Below are 18,048 nucleotides of genomic sequence, written 5' to 3'. Positions count from 1 at the left end.
TACGCCAATCGCATTGGTGCAATGCAGGCTGTAGCGCACAGAGTCTTTGCTACGTCTTCAGCAACCGAGTAACTGCTTCTGTCAGCGTCCGCTCGTTAGGCCAACGGAGAACGGTTAGCGGAACTTGCAGCGCACTGCACACATCGTGAGCATGTGCCGACTCCTCAGCGGCGAGTTCCACGATGGACTCAGTACTCGCCACCATTTCGTCTCTTCCGATAAGCCTGTCAGCTATGGTCTGAGGGTCTTCGGTCAGAAGAATAACGCCTGCCAAATGAAGATCGGCGAACACCTCAGTCATCAGCCGCACCAACTCACCAGACGAGCTACGAAGCACAAAGTGACCGTCCAGCAAGATGTCTCGCCCCGCCTCCCGCCGTTGCCTGACTGCACGAATCAAGGCAGACTGGTTATCGTCAAGCTCTGCAACGCGCTTATCAACTCCCCAAGTCGCACGGCCTTTTTCTTCACGGATGAGTTGACTCGCCGTAAAGTGGTTTAACCCCAACGACTCGGCAACTGGAGCGCCAAGGAAACCTTTGCCGACTCCATGAACTCCTGCCAAAAAAATCACACTCACTTGGCGTCCCTTGGCTCCAGCAATGCCACAAGTTTTTGTAGCTCTTTTGCTGCCAGATATTTGAACGACTGAGGTGGAGTGAATAACTTGAATATCTTCTTTGGATTGACAGGCATATCAAATACTCGAACGTTTTCCAGCATTAAGGCAAATCCAGTTTTCTTTGCATCGAAGTAGACAAGTAATTCTGCCTTTGTCAAACCGCCGCCATTTTCCCTTGCCAGAGTCCAAAGCCTGGATGGCCTGGCCTCGATGGTTTCCTGCACATCTGCCAATGCCACGATGGATTGAACGGGCGAAGATGAGTAAATGGCGATAGTACCGACAGGCAGTGCCGGAATGGAGCGACGTAGTTCGACCTGCTTGCTACCTGCAACAATGAGGTCGGCAAACTTGGGCTTCACAGATAGCAAAATCGCGCTACCCCTGGGAGAGTCTGAGTAATCTGGAAAAAGAGTCATCGGAAATTTTTGTAATCGACTGGATCGCGCCTGACACGACGTTTTCTTGTCTTAGGCTTGAATATGAAATGGGTGATTGAAAGTGTCCGGCAACGCGAAACAGCATCACCTTGATGGGTGTACTGGTCATAGCCTCAATATCCTTTTGGCTGTATACCGTGCGGCGGCTGACTATTTGTATGATGTTCGTGGCGTTTTCATGCACCTCATAGCGTTCCACAATGCCAATTGTTGTTACGGCCCTTTCATCGCCCGTCCTGTAGAAAAGAACAATGTCACCCGGCTGAACTTGATTGGTTGGGGCCTTGCAGAGATATGCCTGCTTGATGGCATTGCCGGCGACTGAACTGCTGCCAAATAGCTGCGCTTGGCGAGCCAAGTCGGGGAAAAGAATCTGGTGATATTGCGGTTGAATCGGGACTAGAAACTTACGCACAGTGAAATCTTTCCGATAGTGGGGAAAGTACAGCCTGGCATAGTCGATTGCCGGAATGTCGACATTAGGCGGAGAAGAAGGGTGCGCCTTCACCAGCATGATGTCGGTGCCGTACATTCCCCGTTTCTCAAAACCAAAGTCCCTGAGTAAATCCAAGAGATAAAACTGATCGTCACTGGTGTGCACGAAGATGTTTTCGCATCGGCTGTCAGTGGCGAAACGAAAGGCAGCCTTCAGAAAAAGCTCACCAATTTTTCGACCTCGAATCTGTTCACCGACCTTGAATGTGCAGAGCTTCAGTGAAAGCCCCTGAAGGCGATCTTTGGCGTCATTGATGACCTCATCCGTTTGCAATGCGTAAATGCAAATCGCTTCAACCGCGCCTTGGTCAACTCGGGCTATCCATGCGTTTCGACCGGTTCGGGCCTTTTCACGAAACCAGGCGTCGAAACTTCGTTGCGGCGTGTCATAACTGGCACGTAGGCTATCAAACAAGGTCGAATTGAGCTGGTTGGTGAGGCTGTACATGGGTACGTCCTCAATGTTTGGTAGGTGAACTTCCGCAGGCTCATGCAAACGGCGAAGCCAGTCTTCAGCCGTCTGAATGTTGTAGACCTGATGACCAAAGCCCGCTTGGCGCGCTTTCGTGTGGATTTCTTTGTCTTCAGTTACTAGGGCATGAACGGCTGAGCATTCGAGGGCATGGAGGATGTCGTTATCACATGCATCATTTGCCGACGTTTGCGCCGTGTTGCGCGGGCTTGCCGGTGCCCCTTCAAGCTTCGTGTACTGTTGAAGCCGCGCCAGTGTTCGCGCTCGCCTTTGAGTGTTTTTGTCTCTATCAATATCCGTCTTGGACGCCGGGTGGTACAGCAGTTGATGCCCACCAACCCCAGCCAATCGAACGAAATTGGCAAGGCTTGGTTCAAGCACAAGCATCGAATCCTGAAGGGGTATCAGGATGTTCGTGTCAAGAAGAAATCGAAGCCGTTGACTCAAAATGCACCGTTGGAGTAATACGCGATCGACGCGCTATATCCATTGATTCTCATAAATGGTTCTGCGTAGCAGCCGTGCAGCGAACAATGCCATTTTTTCAAGCTCACGTTCTGTCCCCTCCGGTCGTTCGAGAAGAGTTTTATCATTCCATGGCTCGTCAATATGTACCCACTTGTTGCGGTATTTACGCAGCAAGTGAAGATCCTTTTTTAGGGCTTCGTGGATAGGAGCGCGATTGATCAATTCGACAAGCCGCTTTCTGCCTGTCTCCGAATATTCCGACCGAAGGTATGTCTCGATGCCCGACACAGCCGTCAAAATGGAGGCCAAGTGCGCCCCATGCACAAACGCAAGATCGGCCTCTCGAACGATAAAGCTACACCACTCGGAAAGAATGACTCCGCCCTTGAGAAGTTCGTTATCCAATGCAACGAGGTGCGCCCAGCGTTCGTCTTGTTGGTGGCTCTCAGTCACACTTTCGAGTGCAGGTAGGTCGGACGCAGATGTCGAGGCTAATGAATCCGCCGAATCACTCAAATCGCCTGCCCCAACCGCCCAATCCCCTCCTCAATCTTCGCCACATCCGCCGTCGCAAAGCTGAGCCGCAGGGTCGATAGATCCGGGTTGTTCGCATAAAACGGCGCGCCCGGCACAAAGGCCACGCCCTTCTCGATCGCGCGCCTGGCCAGCTCATTGCCATCCTTCACCTTGCCGCCCGCGCCCGTGAGGCGCGCCCAGACGAACAGGCCGCCCTGCGGCTGCACAAACTCGATGGCGTCGCCCAGGTCCTTGCGCAGCGCGTTGCCCATGGCCTGGGCGCGCTCGGCGTAAACCTTGCGCACATGCGCCAGCGTGGCGGGCATGCGGCCGGCCTTGAGGTATTGCGCGGCGGTGGCCTGGGCGAAGGTGCTGGTGTGCGCGTCGCTGAACTGCTTGCACATGGTGGCCTTGGCCAGCAACTCGGGCGGTGCCACCATCCAGCCCACGCGCAGGCCGGGGCTCAGCACCTTGCTCATGGTGCCGCAGTGCGCCAGCCAGTCGCGGCTGCCGGGCACCTGGCTGCTGAGCGCCAGGATGGACGGGGGCGGCGCCTCGTTGAAGTACAGGTCGCCATACGGATCGTCCTCCACGATCAGCGTCTGGTATTTGATGGCAAGCTCCAGCACCTTTTTACGCCGCTCCAGGCCCAGCAGGGTCCCGCTGGGGTTGCCGAAGGTGGGAATCAGATAAACAAATTTCGGTTTGTGTTCGGCGATGAGTTTTTCCAGCACGTCGGTCTGCACGCCGTTCGCGTCGATCGGTGCGCTGATGACGTCCGCGCCATACAGGCGAAAGCACTGGATGGTGGCAAGAAAAGTCGGCGCCTCCACGATCACCTTGTCGCCGGGACCGATCAGGGTCTTGCCGATCAGGTCCAGCGCCTGCTGGCTGCCGGTGGTGACGATCAGGCCCTCGGGCGCCAGGTCCTTCACGCCCTTGCCGGCCATGAAGGCGGCGAGCTGTTCGCGCAGCGGGTTGTAGCCTTCTGTGGCGCCGTATTGCAGCGCGGCGCCAGGGTCTTGGGCCAGCGCCGCATTGACGGCTTCCTTGATGCCTTCCACGTCGAACATGGCGCTGTCCGGAAAGCCGCCGGCGAACGAAATGATGCCGGGCTTGCCCAGCAGCTTGAAAAGTTCGCGGATGGCGGAGGTTTCGACGTTATTGAGTCGATCGGCAAATGGCAGGGGCATGGGAAAATCCGTCCATGAAGAAAGAAAACATCGAGCCGTTTTTTGCCGCGTTGAAGGCGGCCAATCCCCAGCCCAATACCGAATTGGAGTATACGAGCGTGTTCGAACTGCTCACTGCCGTGCTGCTGTCGGCGCAGGCCACCGACGTGGGGGTGAACAAGGCGACGCGCCGCCTGTTTGCGGTGGCCAACACGCCGCAGAAAATCCTGGACCTCGGGCAAGAGGGCCTGGAGAGCTACATCAAGACCATCGGCCTGTTCCGCAGCAAGGCCAAACATTTGATGGAGACCTGCCGCATCCTCGTGGCGCAGCACGGCGGCGTGGTGCCGCGCACGCGCGAGGCGCTGGAGGCCCTGCCCGGCGTGGGCCGCAAGACGGCCAACGTGGTGCTGAACGTGGCGTTTGGCGAGCCCACGATGGCGGTGGACACGCACATCTTTCGCGTCGCAAACCGCACCGGCCTGGCGCCGGGCAAGACGCCCTACGAGGTGGAGATGCAACTCATGAAGCGCGTGCCGCCCGAATATCTGGTGGACGCGCACCACTGGCTGATCTTGCTTGGCCGCTATGTGTGCGTGGCGCGCAAGCCGCAATGCTGGCGCTGCGGCGTGGCGCAGTTTTGCGACTATGCACCCAAGACACCGGCGCCTTGAGCTTACTATTAAATCAATAGCTGACTGCCCATAACGGGCGCCGGCTGGCGCCCGTTTTCATCCTTAAATAGGCTCACCCCGACTGCGGCACGACCTTCAGGTCCAGCTCGGCATCCGGTCGGTGCCCAGCAGTGCGAAAGGCACCTAATTGTTCCGCAGTCATGCCATCGAGCACCTCACAGGCGTATGCGTGGCCCTGCCGGGCGATGCTGTCGAAGCGGTTCCACTGCATGCAGAACGGCTTGCTGAGCCGTTGTGACTTTGTCGGTATAAGGCTGCAACCAGGGCGGAATACCGGGACATGGGTCGCCCGGCTGTTGCACCGCACCATCGAGCAGAAAGTCTGTCGACTTTCTTTACGCACAAAAATGGCCCTGATTGCAATAGCTTGTCAGCAAACACAATTTTCTCTGGCGCAAAAAATGCGTGTGCCCTCTTTTATCGACTTTTGCCGCCAGAAGGAGGCAACTCGCGGCGCCATGGCAGAGCCGGCACACCCGATTTTCATCGAGTTTCAGCGCTGCGCGAGGACGAAACAGGGCGAGATATGAAGCTGTACGCATGCTTTTTCAAAATGTTTTCTGCCTGTGCCCTCACCCTGCTGTCGGGCCTGGCACAGGCGCAACAAGAGCCAGTAGGCTATGTGAAAACCGTGACCGGTGATGCCTGGATCACGACCATGGGCCAGCGCGTGAAAGCAGAGCTGGGGACTGCCGTGATGATTGGAAGCCAGATCAAGACCCAACCGGGCGCATCCCTCGGTGTGACTTTCAAGGACAACACGGTCATGTCATTTGGGCCCGATACCGAAATGAACGTGGATGAATACATTTACGCACCGGCACAGGGGCGGTTGGGGCTGGTGACAGAAATGGTCAAAGGCTCGCTGAATTATGTTTCCGGCCTCATTGCCAAACTCAAGCCCGAGGCGGTGGCCATCAAGACACCTTCGGGCATCATTGGCGTCAGGGGAACCCAGTTTCTCTTGCAAGTGGAACCAGCCAGGTGAAGGGGTTCTGCACCATTGGCAGGATTGCAGCCGTTCTGGCCATGGCGGCATCGCTGGCCGCTTGTGTCAGCCCGCCAAGCTCCTATATCGTTTTGCTGCCGAATCCCGATGGGACTGTTGGCAGTGTGATCGTTCGGAGTCAACGCGGAGAGCAAGTCGTTTCGCAAGCCGATCAAGGCGTCTTGCTGGATGGCAGCAAAGCGGCCTTTGACGTCCCGCAGGCGCAAATCGCACGGGATTTTGGCGCCGCTGTTGCAGCCCGACCGCTCCTGCCAGAGCATTACATGCTGTTCTTTGACCTGGGGACCAGCAATTTAACAGCCGAGTCAAAAAAGGAGCTGCCTCGCATCCTGGACCGCGCACGCGCACGCAAGACCGCTGACATTTCCGTGATCGGGCATACCGACACATTGGAAAGCGCCTCTTTCAACTATCTGCTTGGACTCAAACGAGCCAAAGCCATCGCAGAGCAATTAAGGCATTTGGGGCTCGAAAACATGGAGCTCTCCGTTGAATCGCAAGGTCTGCGAAACTTGCTGGTTCCAACCCCCATGGGAGTTGCCGAACCCCGCAACCGCCGCGTCGAAATAACGATACGGTGACCTGCCGGGTCCGCACTTTATTTCTCTTGCATCACGATGAGATCATCCTGCGCGCCTGAACGCAGGCGCGCCAGGTGCAGGCTCACCAGCGGGTCATCCGGGTATTTTTGAATGAGCAATTCGAAATGCACCAGTGCCAGGCGGGCACTGTCCGGGTCCGGAGGGTCCAGCGGGCGCAGCAAACGCATGCCGGCCGCATAGTCCGCGGTCGGCGCGGTCAATTCAGTGTTGGTGGCCGCCAGGGGCTCATACACCTCCAGTGGCTGGACTTTGCCCTTGAGGACCAGGAACCCGACGAGGCGTGCAGGAACCCCGGTGCACCCGTCCAGAATGGCCCTGGAAACACATACCCGCGTGCCCAGATGTTTGTTCACGCTCTCCAGGCGTGACGCGGTATTGATCGGATCGCCCAGGGCCCGGTAGTCGAACAGTGTCTTGCCGCCGAAGTTTCCGACGATGACTTCTCCGGTGTGTACCCCGATGCGGGTGTATCCCCAGGCGACTCCAGACGCCCTCAGCCGCTTGGCATGCGCCGTGGCAAAGCGGTCCATCTCGAGTGCGCAGTCCATGGCGCGCTGACGGTGATCCTGTTGCGGGACGGGTGCAGAAAAAAGGACTGCCACGGCATCGCCCACGATGCGATCGAGCGTGCCATCGTGTTTGAAAACAATGGCGACCATCCCGTCAAGGTATTCATTGAGCTGCGCAACCGCCTGCGCCGGATCTTCCGCTTCCATCATGCTGGTAAAGCCGGCCAGATCGGTAAAGACAAAACTGCAGGTCTGGCGCCGCCCTCCCAGTTGAAGTCGCTCGTGGTGCGCGACCAGATGCGCAACCCGATTCGGAGAAACATACCGGGAAAAGGCCTCACGCACCCAGCGTCGCTCCCTCTCGGTGAGCCAATGATGAATGCTGCCACCCAGCGCAAATCCGAAGCCAGCGACCAGGGCGGGATATATCGCATCCAGCAAGAGATGGTGCGCGGCGAATGCATAACACACCCCCGCCACCATCGCGGTCAAAACAACCAGCATCGCGAGGAGTGCCGACCAGGCGGGCGCAGCCAGCGCGAAAAGACCGGCCGTCAAAGCGCATAGAACGATCACCAGCGCCTCCAGTCCGCCCACCCAGGCAGGTCGCTCCAGGTATTGCCCGAGCAATATTTGCTCCAAAGCCAGTGCGTGGGTTTCCACGCCCGGTACAACCTCGCCCATGGGACTGAAGCGCAGATCCATCAGTCCGGCGGCCGAACTGCCCACCAGGACGATATCCCCCTCCAGCTTTTCCTTGCCGACCTGGCCATCGAGCACCCGCGCAGCGGAAACGTACCGGTCACGCTGGGGCTGGGTGTAATACAGCCAGATTTCCCCCTTGGAGTCGGTTGGCACCGTCAGATCACCGATGCGGACTTCCTTCATGCCGGCGTCGCTGCTGCGCAGCACGTAATTGCGGGTGCCATGGGCCACACGCAACGCCTCCGCGCTCAGGCTGGGAACGATGTCGTTCCCCAACCGAAAGAGCATGGGGACCCGGCGCACCACGCCATCCGCATCGGACGCGAAATTGAGTGCGCCCACCCCCTTGGCCGAAACCATGAGATCGGGCAACGGCAGCACGATCGAGTCGAACGCATTCAACCACTGCGCCGGGTTCCCGGCGTCACCGTGAATGATCCGATACGGAAGATCTGGTTTGCCTGGACCATTCAAGGGATCGGCACGCTGGCCGCTGCGGGCCAAACTGGACCCGAGCACGACGTTTTGCGCCTCGAAGCTTTTCTGAAGCACCAGGTCGTTGTCGGGCAGGGTTTCAAGGAGTGCACTGACTTTTGGATCATTCCAGAGCTGCGCCATGCGTGCGGGGGAAGTTCTATCGGGCTCGGCCAGCAGGACGTCAAACACCACCACGGCGGCACCGGCCGCGTGCAGACGGTCGACCAGCTCTGCCAAACGCGTGCGAGGCCAGGGCCACTGTCCATATTCCTTCAGGCTGGCCTCGTCGATGTCCACCACGCGAACGCCCACAGGGGAATAGGCCCGCGGATACCAACGCTGCAACTGGTCGAACTGCGCCAAACGCAGGTTTTGCAATGGAATCGGGTCGACCAGCCGCAATACCAATGCCGCGACAGCCAGCGCGATCACGAGCCCTACCGCGGCGAGGTTGGACAGTACCCCCGGAAGATTGTGAAGTCGCAGTCTTGAAAACATGTTGCAATGGCATTCTCTGTGAAGGCTCGCGCGCAGGCGACTCACAGACGGGCGCCGGCTGGCGCCCGTTTCCATCCTTAAACAGGCTCAGTCGGCGTAGATCCCGGCCTTCTTGATCACCGGTCCCCATTTGCCGATTTCTGCCTCCAGATGGGTTCTCAGGCCTGCCGGGGTCATTTTGTCCGCGGGCACGATGTCGGAGCTCAGATCGTTCATGCGCTGCTTGACCATCGGGTCCAGCATCGCCACGCGCAGCGCGGCATTGAGCTTGTCCATCACCGGCGCCGGCGTGCCCTTGGGCGCGTACATGCCGTGCCAGGCCTTGACCTCGAATCCCTTCAAACCCTGCTCGTCCAGCGTCGCCACGTTGGGCAGCGAGCCCAGCCGCTTGAGAGTGGTCACGCCATACACCTTGAGGCGGCCTTCCTTGATCATGGGCATGGTTTGTGTGGTCTGGTCGCACAGCAGGTCGACCTGGCCGCCCAGCAGGTCGTTCATGGCCGGCCCCGTGCCCTTGTAGGGAATGGTGTTGAGCTCGACGCCGATCTGGCTCATGAACATCAGGCCGCACAGGTGCGACACGGCACCCAGCCCGGCATTGGCGAGGGAGACTTTGTCCTTGTTGGTCCTCACATAACTCAGCAGTTCATCGAAGTTGTTGGCCGGAAAATCCTTGCGTGCCAGCAGCGTCATCGGCACGTCGACCACCTGACCGACGTATTCGAAGTCTTTCAAAGGGTCGAAGCTCAGCTTGCGGTACAGCGCGGGCGCCGTGGCCATGCCGATGTGGTGCAGAAAAATGGTGTAGCCGTTGGGTGCGGCGCGCGCCACCCGGGTGGCGGCAATCGTGCCGCCGGCGCCCACCGTGTTTTCAATCAGCACGCTTTGCCCCAGGGCCTTGCCCATGGGAATGGCAATCATCCGGGCCACCACATCGGTCGGACCGCCGGCCGCAAACGGCACCACCAGGATCACGGGTTTTTCGGGATAAGCAATCTCGCTGATCGCTGCCGCATGGGCGCCCAGCACCAGCGCCGCCACGGCCGCGATCCTCAAGGTTTTGAACTTGATCATGTTGTCTTCCTCGTTATGAATTGGTTTATGAATGAATCGAGCCGCGATACGGGGTCTCAAACCCGTACCGTGGCGCCGGCCTGCCTCACACAGGTCGCGCGATGGTGACGAAGGATTGCGCCGGGGGCAATGGGCAAAATCCCTTGCCCCGCCCGCCCGGGTTGAAGCGCTCTAGCGCTCGCCGTCCACGATGCGCTGCGCCAGCCGCACCACCGGCGCGTCGACCATGCGGTCATCCAGGCTGAACACCCCGCCGCCGGCCTGTGCATACGCCGCCAGCACGCGCCGCGCCCACTCGAGTTCGGCAGGCGTGGGGGCCAGCGCGGCGTTGACGACTGCGACCTGGGCCGGGTGAATGCACAGCTTGGCGCCAAAGCCGGCGCGCCGGCTGCGCTGTGCGTCCGTCTGGATTCGAACCGGGTCCGTCGTGCTGGCCGTGATGCCGTCGATCGGTGCGGCCAGCGTGGCGCGGCGCGAGGCCAGCACCAGCGCGAGGCGCACGGGCACCAGTTCGGCCTCGTCGGGATCGCAGGCGAGGCCCAGGTCCGCCTGAAAATCGAGATTACCGAAAGCCAGGCGCACCACCTGCGGGCTTGCCGCCAGCAGTTGGAGGTGACGGGGCTTGGGATTTGCGCGAATGTGCAAGTCAAGTTTTTCCATGGTGTTGCGCCACGGCGCAACAGGGTATTACGGCTAGGTTATGGCTGCGATGCCAAATTTCATTGGCCCGCCACGAGATTAGCTGAGATATTCCGCACCATGACTCTTGGCGAAGTAAGGCACGACCGATGATCTCTTCCGACCGGAAAACTGTCCGCAACGTGTTGTTCATCATGTGCGACCAATTGCGCTGGGATTACCTTTCCTGCTACGGGCACCCGACGCTCGCAACGCCCCATATCGACAACCTGGCCAAACGCGGCGTCCGCTTCGACGCGGCGTACGTGCAGTCCGCCGTTTGCGTACCGTCGCGAATGTCTTACTACACCGGCCGCTATGTGAGCAGCCATGGATCGACATGGAACTACGTGCCACTCTCGGTGGTGCAGCGCACCCTTGGCGACTTTCTCGAAGCCGCCGGGCTGGACGCGGTTTTGGCCGGCAAGACACACGTCATTCCAGATCGATTGGGCTTGCAGCGCTTCAACATGGACCCCGAGTCGCCCCGCGGCCGCCGGTATCTGGAAGGCGGGTTCGTCGAGATGGATCGCTACGATGGTCACGCGCCACCAGGTGCGGAAAGTGGGTATGCCGACTACCTTCGCAGCAAGGGATATAAAAGCGACGATCCTTGGTCTGAGTTTGCCATTGGCGCGCTGGACGAAGAGGGCAAGTTCGCCAGTGGCTGGTTGCTGCGCAACGCCCACCTTGCGGCGCGAGTCGATCGCAGTCATTCCGAAACCGCGTATATGACCGATCGTGCACTGGACTTCGTTCGTGCCAAGGGCGATCAATCGTGGGTGCTGCACCTGTCCTACGTCAAGCCGCACTGGCCATTGCTCGCTCCAGCGCCGTACAACGATTTGTACCGCGACGCGGACGCAGGCCCGATCATCGCGGTCAGCGCCGAGACGCGTCCACCGCACCCGGTGCTGGCGGCCTACCGTACGGCGCACGAGGATTGCCTGAGTTATGCACAGGAAAGCGTTGTCCGGCACGTGCGGCCTACTTACATGGGATTGATCAAAGAAGTGGATGACCATCTCGGCCGGCTGATGGCTGAACTGGAACAACTCGGCCGCCTCGACGATACCCTGATCATCTTCTGCTCCGATCACGGTGATCAGCTTGGCGACCACGGATTGGGCGAGAAAGAACTCTTCTATGAACAGGCGGTGCGTACCCCATTCATTGTGGTCGACCCTCGCGCCGCAGCAGACCGCACCCGCGGCACGGCTGAGAGCCGTTTTGTCGAAGCTATCGATGTGCTGCCCACCATCCTTGATGCCCTGGGTCTCCCGCAGCCGGATCATCTACTGGAAGGGCGCTCACTGGTACCGCTCCTGCATGGGGCTCACGTCGAAAATTGGCGCGACTGTGTATTCAGTGAACTGGACTATGCGTTCCGCGACGCGCGACGCGCGCTAAATCGAGGGCCCGATGAGTGTTACGCCTGGATGGTCCGCAACACGCGCTGGAAATACGTGCACTACCAGGGCTTGCGTCCCCAGCTGTTTGACATGCAGGAAGACCCGCAGGAGCTCCATGATCTGGGTGCTGACCCCATTTTTGCAACCGTGCGCGGTGAGCTAAAGGACCGGCTCGCCGATTGGCTGATGACTCGCAAACGCCGCATTACGCTGGACAACGCGACGGTGGAGCGCACCACCGAGGGGTGGAAAGCGCTCGATATGCAGATCGGCGTCTGGTGAAGCAGATAAATCCATCAACCGGTCATCACTCCAAAGGGTCTGTTGTGGCTACGCGGAAAGAACTCAAAGTATGGCGATGAATGTCCTCCTCATTGGAGCGTCGCGTGGTATCGGTCTTGAATTCGTGCGCCAGTACCGGGCGGATCATTGTGCAGTCACCGCAACCGCACGCGACGACGCGGGCCTCAACCGTCTGCGGCAGCTTGGTGCGAGCGTGTTGCGCCTGGATGTCGTCGACGAAGCCTGCGTTTCAGGACTGGCGTCGGAGCTCAAACCTTCCTGGTTCGACGTTGTGATCATCTGCGCTGGGGCCGCCTCGCACTTGGAGGCGCTCGAAGCACCGACTGAAGCGGCATTCGACAGCATCATGCACGCCAACGTGCTGGGTCCGATGCGCGTCATACCGTCCGTCGTCACCGCCTTGGCGCCTGGCGCAAAAGTCGCCGTGCTGTCTTCCCGGCTGGGCTCAATTGGTGGCCGAACACAAACAGGTATGTGGGTCTACCGAGCATCGAAGGCAGCCTTGAATTCAGTACTAAAAGACGTCTCGCTTGCACTCGGACATCGCGCCACATGCGTCAGCCTTCATCCCGGCTGGGTGCGGACCGACATGGGCGGCGTCGCTGCCGATATTGATGTGGCCGACAGCGTTGCCGGGATGCGCAAGGTGATTGCTAGTTTAAATTCGAGCGACACCGGTAGCTTCCGCAACTACGACGGCGAGTCGATTCCATGGTGAGTGCGGCTGAAGAAACTGCGCTAGCAAATGAGCGCCAGCGGGCTGAGCAGATTTGGGCTCATGCACTCTAAAGACTAACGGATCCGATTAATGCGCCACTACGGCAACTGATAGCAAGTTACGGACAGCTATATTCCATCAATGTCCCCATTCTCAGGAGAATCCAGATGAATACCAGAAGACACTTCACCACATGGCTTACCGCCTCGTTGATTGGCGCCGCCCTAATCTCTCCTGCCCAAGCGCAAGAGGTGAAAAAGCTGCGAGTCGCGCTGGTGCCAGGTATTGGCTGCCTGTCCATTTACGTAGCTGCTGTCAAGGGCTTCTTCAAAGCAGAAAATCTCGATTTAGAAGAAATACCAATCAATACCGGTCCTGGCGCAGCGACGGCAGTCACCAGCAACAGCGCCGACGTGGGCTATGGTGGCACATTGCCCATCATCTTGGCACGCTCCCACAATATTCCCTTTCGCTTTGTGATGGGCGGTTACTATGAGCAGGCTCCCCTTTCCAGCGACGATGCGATCATTGCCAGCAACAAGTCGGGTATCAACTCCGTAGCTGACCTGAAAGGCAAGGTGATTGCGGTGAATAACGCCGGTGGCGTGAACGACCAGCAAGTTCGGTTGAAGCTCGCGGAGGCTGGCATTCCGATTGAGTCGGTCAAGATTCTGTCAGTGCCGTTCCCGCAAATGCAGGCCGCACTTCAGATCGGAAATGCCGACGCAGTAGCTACGGTCGAGCCATTCCGGACGGCCATCCTGCTCGCAAAACTCGGAAAAGTCATTGCCCGCGGGTATGTCAAAGACAAGGATTTGACCAAGGCCGTTCCTGTTGGCGTGTTCTACGCCACAGAACAGTGGATTAACGGCAACGCTGACACGTTGGCGCGTCTGAAGCGATCAATTGAGAAGGCCAACGACTTCATCAAGGCCAATCCTGCGGAAGCGAAGGAGATTCTCGTGCAACGCTTGAGGTTGCCTGCCGATGTGGTAGGAGCGCTGACTTTGCCCCCATATACCACGACAATCGACCCCGCCGGCCTTCAAGCGGTGATGGATGCTGCGCTTAGTGTCGGTTTTCTAAAAAAACCAATGAAGGCACAAGAAATGTTCGCAGACTCGAAGTAGCCAAACCGATCCTGCAAAAGAATATCTGCACGGAATCAAGGTGAATCGTCAAGCGGCGAGCCGCTTGCGCCTGGAAAACATGAGGAGATCAAGTGAGCGCGCAACTACTTTCAGTCCAAAGAATTTCCCAAAGACTCGGCAACGAAACGCAATCCAAGCAGATCATTGGCTCGGTCTCGTTGCTCTCAGTGCAAGGAATTTCCAAGGCACTCGGCAATGCAAAACAATCTACCCAGATCATTGGCTCGGTCTCGTTCGAAGCGCGACGCGGGGAGTTTGTCTCCGTCGTAGGCCCGTCCGGCTGCGGCAAGACGACACTCCTGATGTGTCTTGCTGGGCTCTATGCCGTCGACGGTGGTCGGCTTGCGTTCGATGGAAAGCCGGTTTCTGCGCCGCCGCAAGGCGTTTCCGTTGTTTTTCAGGACTACAGCCGGTCTCTGCTGCCGTGGAAGACCGTCTTTGACAACGTACTTTTCGGAATGAAGCGCATCACTGACATGGATTCCATCGGCAAACGTGCTTGGGCGGCCGAGCTGATAGCGAGCGTAGGACTGAAAGGATTCGAAGCGAGCTATCCATGGCAGGTGTCAGGCGGTATGCAGCAGCGGGTGGCTATCGCACGCGGACTTGCGGCGCGCTCGCGCCTGCTATTGCTCGACGAGCCTCTTGCAGCAGTTGACGCGCAGACGCGCGCTGAAATGCAGGATTTGCTGCTGGACCTAGCAAGAAAATACGACCAAACCTGCGTATTGGTGACCCACGATGTTGATGAAGCGGTTTATATGGCCGATCGCATTGTTGTCCTGTCGAAGCGCCCCACGACGGTCGTCGAGGACATCCCCGTCGCGTTGTCTAAACCGCGCGACCAATTGAAGACTCGGGAAGACCGGACATATCTAGGTCTAAGACATGAAGTGATCACGCTGATTCGGTCGATGCGAGTAGATCATTGATGCGAAGGAGCTGAACGTGAAGTCTTGGATGAAAAAGGTAGTAGGGGTCGGTCTGTTTCTGCTGGTCTGGGAAGGTGTTGCTCATAGCGGCTTGGTGCCCCAGCAGTATTTTCCATCCGTAACGCAGGTTGCCCTTGCGGCGCGCGAGATGTTGCTCAGCGGCGAGTTGCTGCAAGCTGAAGGAAAAACTCTGATGCGTGCCCTAATTGGGCTTCTGTTGGCCATCGGCCTGGGCGTCAGCCTGGCAATGCTCGCGGCGCGCTATCTGCTGCTCGCGCGCATGTGGGCGCCGTTGGTCGAGATTATGCGATCCGTGCCGCCTGCTGCGTTGGTACCGCTGGGCATTTTTGCGCTCGGCCTGACGCCCAAGCTGTTCATCGGCATCGTGGTGTTCGCTGGAATTACCATGGTCTATCTGCCCGCGCTGAACGCATTGATCAACACCGAACCAGTGCAGATCAACGCGGCACGAACCTTGGGCTACAGCCGGCTGGAAACGCTGTTCCTGGTGCGTCTGCCGGCGGCGTGGCCGGAGATTTTTACGGGCATACGGGTCGCGGCCGGGGCGGCACTGATCGCCTCGATCGCCTCGGAGATGCTCGCCGGCAAAGACGGCTTGGGGTTCTTGCTTTTTGATACTGCGTTTTCGCTTCGCACCAACGCGATGTTCGCCGTGATGCTGGTGGCAGCGTTGAACGGTATTCTGTTCAATGAACTCGTGCTGTGGGCGCGCCGGCCCTTGGCGGGCTGGCAAGACGCACTCAATCATTTGGGAGACGCGCGATGAATAGACTGTCGCGACTGCGTGACTCCGCTTGGCCGGGGACGCTTTTTTTGCTTGGCCTGCTCCTGACCTGGGAGGTGGCAGCCCGCCAAATCGCTTCTCCCAATTTTCCTGGCGCTCTGACCGTACTATCGAAACTTGGTGAGGTAGGTCCCGCATTGCTCAGAGAAATGGGAGTCACCCTCTGGAGAGCCGCAGCGGGGTTGCTACTCGCCTTGGTAACGATGTTGCCTTTGGGCGTTTTCATCGGCCGGTTTCGCGCCTTGGGCGATTTTATCGAGCCCGTTATCGACATGCTCCGACCCCTGCCGCCGCTGGCCATTGTTCCGGTTGCCATGTTGTTCGCCGGCGTGGGCAGTGGCGCAAAGGTCATGGTGATTTTTTACAGCGTTTCATTTCCGATTATTCTGAGCGCGATCGACGCGGTGCGTGGCGCACATCCGATGTTGTCGAACGTCGCGCGCAGCCTGCGCATGTCGCGCAGGGAGATCATGCTGGAGATCGACCTGCCGGCAGCGCTGCCACAGGTCATGGTGGGTATCCGAATAGCCGTGGCGCTGGCGATCCTGATCAGCGTCAGTACTGAAATGCTGCTCTCGACCGACGGGATCGGTAATTTCATCATGCGTTCACAGGAGGAGTTTCAAATCGCAGCAGGAATGGCTGCGCTGATTGTTATAGCGGTGACAGCGCTCATCATCAATGGCGTTGTCGAATGGATCGACCGGCGCGCATTGCGTTGGCACTACGCCAAGCAGGCCTCGACAACGTCGAACTGATCTCCATTGAATGGTGGAGGCCACGCAGGAACCTCAGAGTATTCGCCTCGTCATTTCTATGAACAGGACGCCATGGATGTCGAAAACATCTTGCCGCCGCTACCCAAGGTGTCAATGACGGTGCCCGGATTCGATTGGCAAGGGCGTTCAAGTCAACGGACGCAACGGCTACCCTGCATATTACAGCTCGCCGTGACAAGGTGCACTGAAAATATGCAGGCTAAGCGAACCGCTCTGAAGGAGCGGCCTTGTCGAAGAAGCGCAGCGAGATCAGATCGCCACATTCGGCCGCGAGCGCATTTTCGATGCGCACCAAACGCCGGTGCGTACGAGCATCCTCGCGCATGTGCAGTACCGCTGGCGTCCAGCCAGCGCCACTACGCCGATTGCATACGGCACCTGCGTAATGATCGGCCGGTGGCGCGCACATGTCGTCCGGTACGCGTGCGTCCAGTGCCATGATCGGCATCGCCGAGACAGCCTCCACGGCGCAGGTCAGTTCATGCGGCCGGTCGAGCAGCAGCGACGCGGCGCGAACATCTCCGCTGTGGATCAGCCTGCGCGTCGCGGTCGACGAACAAGGACCGAACAAATCGATCACGGGGGCGCTGTGCAGCGCAATCGCGTGCACATCGAACCCGTGCCGCTCGCCCAGCGCGCGCATGCGTCGAACGTCGCCACTGCGGCCGCGTCCGCAGGCGAAGTTCTCGCCCACCACCAGCGCACGCATCCGCAGTCGACCGAGCAGCGTGTCCTGCACGAAGGACTCGGCCGACTCCTCGCTGCGCCGGAGGTCGAATGGCAGCACCAGACAGTGATCGACGTCACCGGTAGCGGCAAGCAGCTTGAGCCGATCGGCTAGCGGCGACAACATCTGCGGCGCGGCGGACGGGTTCAGGACCGCGCGAGGATGCGGGTCGAAGGTCAGCACCACCGTCGGCAGGCCGAAGCGCCTGCCCTGCTCACGCAGCCGTGCTAGCACGCAGCGATGGCCGCGGTGCACACCGTCGAACATGCCGATCGACACGACGGAGCCGTGCGGCAGCGCGGGACCGGAAGCATCCAGGCGTTGCATGCGCGACTCAGGTCTTCTTCGCCAGGAAGTCGCCGATCGTCTCGTCTGTATGGAACACCGGCTTCTCGTAGTAGTGCGGGCCGTCGTAGATCTCGATCAGCACGCTCTTCTCGTGAGCGATGGTCGGGCCGTGCGGGTGATCCTTAGGATTCATGTAGTACGAGCCCGGCTTCAGCCGCAGGCCGACGTCGGTGTACTCGTAGTCGCCGGAGATGCAGTACATGAACTGGTTCGACGCGTGCGTGTGCTTGACCGGGATTCGGCCGCCCTTGTCGAACTCCAGCAACGCGATCGAGGCGCCGGTGTCGGGGTTTTTCCAGAGGAAATACTGACGCAGGCCGTACTCGGGGAAATTGACCCACTTGCTGTCGTCGAACTGCTCGCGGTGCAGCAAGACCTCGAGTGTGTGCGCCAGTAAAACGTGGGGGTGTTGTTCTTTCGTCATTGTTTGTCTCCTTGCAT

At 58.9% G+C, this 18,048-nt stretch carries 20 protein-coding genes and 1 pseudogene; 10 read left to right on the top strand and 11 right to left on the bottom strand.

Features of this window, described 5'->3' with window-relative positions; genetic code table 11:
* Window positions 1-49: 49 nt before the first annotated feature.
* The 5 genes from EUB48_RS08985 to EUB48_RS08965 all read right to left on the bottom strand — a co-directional run bounded on the left by EUB48_RS08985 (window position 50) and on the right by EUB48_RS08965 (window position 4,200).
* Window positions 50-580, bottom strand: coding sequence for an ATP-binding protein (locus tag EUB48_RS08985; RefSeq protein ID WP_168226723.1), 531 nt, complete (start codon window positions 578-580; stop codon window positions 50-52).
* The gene (locus EUB48_RS08980; protein ID WP_168226722.1) at window positions 577-984 is read right to left on the bottom strand and encodes an ASCH domain-containing protein; all 408 of its coding nucleotides are present in this window, start codon (window positions 982-984) and stop codon (window positions 577-579) included. Before EUB48_RS08980 ends, EUB48_RS08985 begins: the two co-directional genes overlap by 4 nt.
* Before the next feature lie 16 nt (window positions 985-1,000).
* The gene (locus EUB48_RS08975) at window positions 1,001-2,416 is read right to left on the bottom strand and encodes a PIN domain-containing protein (RefSeq protein ID WP_142818556.1); all 1,416 of its coding nucleotides are present in this window, start codon (window positions 2,414-2,416) and stop codon (window positions 1,001-1,003) included.
* A gap of 93 nt (window positions 2,417-2,509) precedes the next feature.
* Window positions 2,510-2,950, bottom strand: a complete 441-nt coding sequence (locus EUB48_RS08970; RefSeq protein ID WP_142818555.1) for a hypothetical protein — start codon at window positions 2,948-2,950, stop codon at window positions 2,510-2,512.
* Window positions 2,951-3,009: 59 nt separating this feature from the next.
* Window positions 3,010-4,200 (bottom strand): aminotransferase-like domain-containing protein, encoded by a 1,191-nt coding sequence (locus EUB48_RS08965; RefSeq protein ID WP_142821173.1) that lies wholly within the window; start codon window positions 4,198-4,200, stop codon window positions 3,010-3,012.
* Between the two features lie 20 nt (window positions 4,201-4,220).
* Between EUB48_RS08965 and nth the strand changes: the two genes are divergently transcribed.
* Entirely contained in the window at window positions 4,221-4,859 is a 639-nt protein-coding gene (gene nth, locus EUB48_RS08960; RefSeq protein ID WP_142818554.1) for an endonuclease III, read from the top strand.
* 73 nt (window positions 4,860-4,932) lie between these two features.
* Here the strand turns inward: nth and EUB48_RS21335 are convergent, their stop codons facing one another.
* On the bottom strand, window positions 4,933-5,091 hold the full coding sequence (locus EUB48_RS21335) for a hypothetical protein (protein ID WP_168226721.1): 159 nt from the start codon (window positions 5,089-5,091) through the stop codon (window positions 4,933-4,935).
* On the opposite strand from EUB48_RS21335, the gene EUB48_RS08955 reads away from it, so the two are divergent.
* From EUB48_RS08955 to EUB48_RS08945, 3 genes are read left to right on the top strand one after another with little or no spacing between them, the layout of a single operon-like run.
* Window positions 5,090-5,410, top strand: a complete 321-nt coding sequence (locus EUB48_RS08955; RefSeq protein ID WP_142818553.1) for a hypothetical protein — start codon at window positions 5,090-5,092, stop codon at window positions 5,408-5,410. The genes EUB48_RS21335 and EUB48_RS08955 overlap by 2 nt on opposite strands.
* On the top strand, window positions 5,407-5,868 hold the full coding sequence (locus tag EUB48_RS08950; RefSeq protein WP_210411717.1) for a FecR family protein: 462 nt from the start codon (window positions 5,407-5,409) through the stop codon (window positions 5,866-5,868). The genes EUB48_RS08955 and EUB48_RS08950 overlap by 4 nt, the downstream gene beginning before the upstream one ends.
* On the top strand, window positions 5,865-6,470 hold the full coding sequence (locus EUB48_RS08945) for an OmpA family protein (RefSeq protein ID WP_142818552.1): 606 nt from the start codon (window positions 5,865-5,867) through the stop codon (window positions 6,468-6,470). The genes EUB48_RS08950 and EUB48_RS08945 overlap by 4 nt, the downstream gene beginning before the upstream one ends.
* Window positions 6,471-6,487: 17 nt before the next feature.
* Here EUB48_RS08945 and EUB48_RS08940 read toward each other — a convergent pair whose 3' ends face one another.
* The 3 genes and pseudogenes from EUB48_RS08940 to EUB48_RS08930 all read right to left on the bottom strand — a co-directional run.
* Window positions 6,488-8,680 carry a CHASE2 domain-containing protein gene (locus EUB48_RS08940; protein WP_142818551.1) on the bottom strand — a complete coding sequence of 731 codons (2,193 nt, stop codon included), beginning with the start codon at window positions 8,678-8,680 and terminating at the stop codon, window positions 6,488-6,490.
* A gap of 87 nt (window positions 8,681-8,767) precedes the next feature.
* A complete protein-coding gene (locus EUB48_RS08935; RefSeq protein ID WP_142818550.1) occupies window positions 8,768-9,754 on the bottom strand; it encodes a tripartite tricarboxylate transporter substrate binding protein BugD in 987 nt (328 codons plus the stop codon).
* A gap of 171 nt (window positions 9,755-9,925) precedes the next feature.
* Window positions 9,926-10,357, bottom strand: a pseudogene (locus EUB48_RS08930) (HpcH/HpaI aldolase/citrate lyase family protein); the annotation flags it as partial.
* 185 nt (window positions 10,358-10,542) lie between these two features.
* Between EUB48_RS08930 and EUB48_RS08925 the strand changes: the two are divergent.
* The 6 genes from EUB48_RS08925 to EUB48_RS08900 all read left to right on the top strand — a co-directional run bounded on the left by EUB48_RS08925 (window position 10,543) and on the right by EUB48_RS08900 (window position 16,511).
* Window positions 10,543-12,126 (top strand): alkaline phosphatase family protein, encoded by a 1,584-nt coding sequence (locus EUB48_RS08925; protein ID WP_142818548.1) that lies wholly within the window; start codon window positions 10,543-10,545, stop codon window positions 12,124-12,126.
* Between the two features lie 76 nt (window positions 12,127-12,202).
* Window positions 12,203-12,865: an SDR family oxidoreductase gene (locus tag EUB48_RS08920; RefSeq protein ID WP_244618379.1), complete on the top strand. Its 663-nt coding sequence runs from the start codon at window positions 12,203-12,205 to the stop codon at window positions 12,863-12,865.
* A 167-nt stretch (window positions 12,866-13,032) separates the two neighbouring features.
* Entirely contained in the window at window positions 13,033-13,995 is a 963-nt protein-coding gene (locus tag EUB48_RS08915) for an ABC transporter substrate-binding protein (protein WP_142818546.1), read from the top strand.
* A gap of 92 nt (window positions 13,996-14,087) precedes the next feature.
* Entirely contained in the window at window positions 14,088-14,948 is an 861-nt protein-coding gene (locus EUB48_RS08910) for an ABC transporter ATP-binding protein (RefSeq protein ID WP_210411716.1), read from the top strand.
* A gap of 28 nt (window positions 14,949-14,976) precedes the next feature.
* The gene (locus EUB48_RS08905) at window positions 14,977-15,735 is read left to right on the top strand and encodes an ABC transporter permease (RefSeq protein ID WP_142818545.1); all 759 of its coding nucleotides are present in this window, start codon (window positions 14,977-14,979) and stop codon (window positions 15,733-15,735) included.
* Window positions 15,732-16,511 (top strand): ABC transporter permease, encoded by a 780-nt coding sequence (locus EUB48_RS08900; RefSeq protein WP_142818544.1) that lies wholly within the window; start codon window positions 15,732-15,734, stop codon window positions 16,509-16,511. Before EUB48_RS08905 ends, EUB48_RS08900 begins: the two co-directional genes overlap by 4 nt.
* A gap of 220 nt (window positions 16,512-16,731) precedes the next feature.
* Here EUB48_RS08900 and EUB48_RS08895 read toward each other — a convergent pair whose 3' ends face one another.
* Together EUB48_RS08895 and EUB48_RS08890 are read right to left on the bottom strand one after the other, a co-directional pair.
* Window positions 16,732-17,586 carry an FAD synthetase family protein gene (locus EUB48_RS08895; protein ID WP_244618378.1) on the bottom strand — a complete coding sequence of 285 codons (855 nt, stop codon included), beginning with the start codon at window positions 17,584-17,586 and terminating at the stop codon, window positions 16,732-16,734.
* 7 nt (window positions 17,587-17,593) lie between these two features.
* A complete protein-coding gene (locus EUB48_RS08890) occupies window positions 17,594-18,031 on the bottom strand; it encodes a cupin domain-containing protein (protein WP_142818543.1) in 438 nt (145 codons plus the stop codon).
* Window positions 18,032-18,048 lie beyond the last annotated feature (17 nt).

This window comes from Rhodoferax sediminis, from assembly GCF_006970865.1.
Taxonomy (GTDB): domain Bacteria; phylum Pseudomonadota; class Gammaproteobacteria; order Burkholderiales; family Burkholderiaceae_C; genus Rhodoferax_A; species Rhodoferax_A sediminis.
Note: the sequence above shows the minus strand (reverse complement) of the source record. Positions and strands in the feature narration are given on the sequence as shown.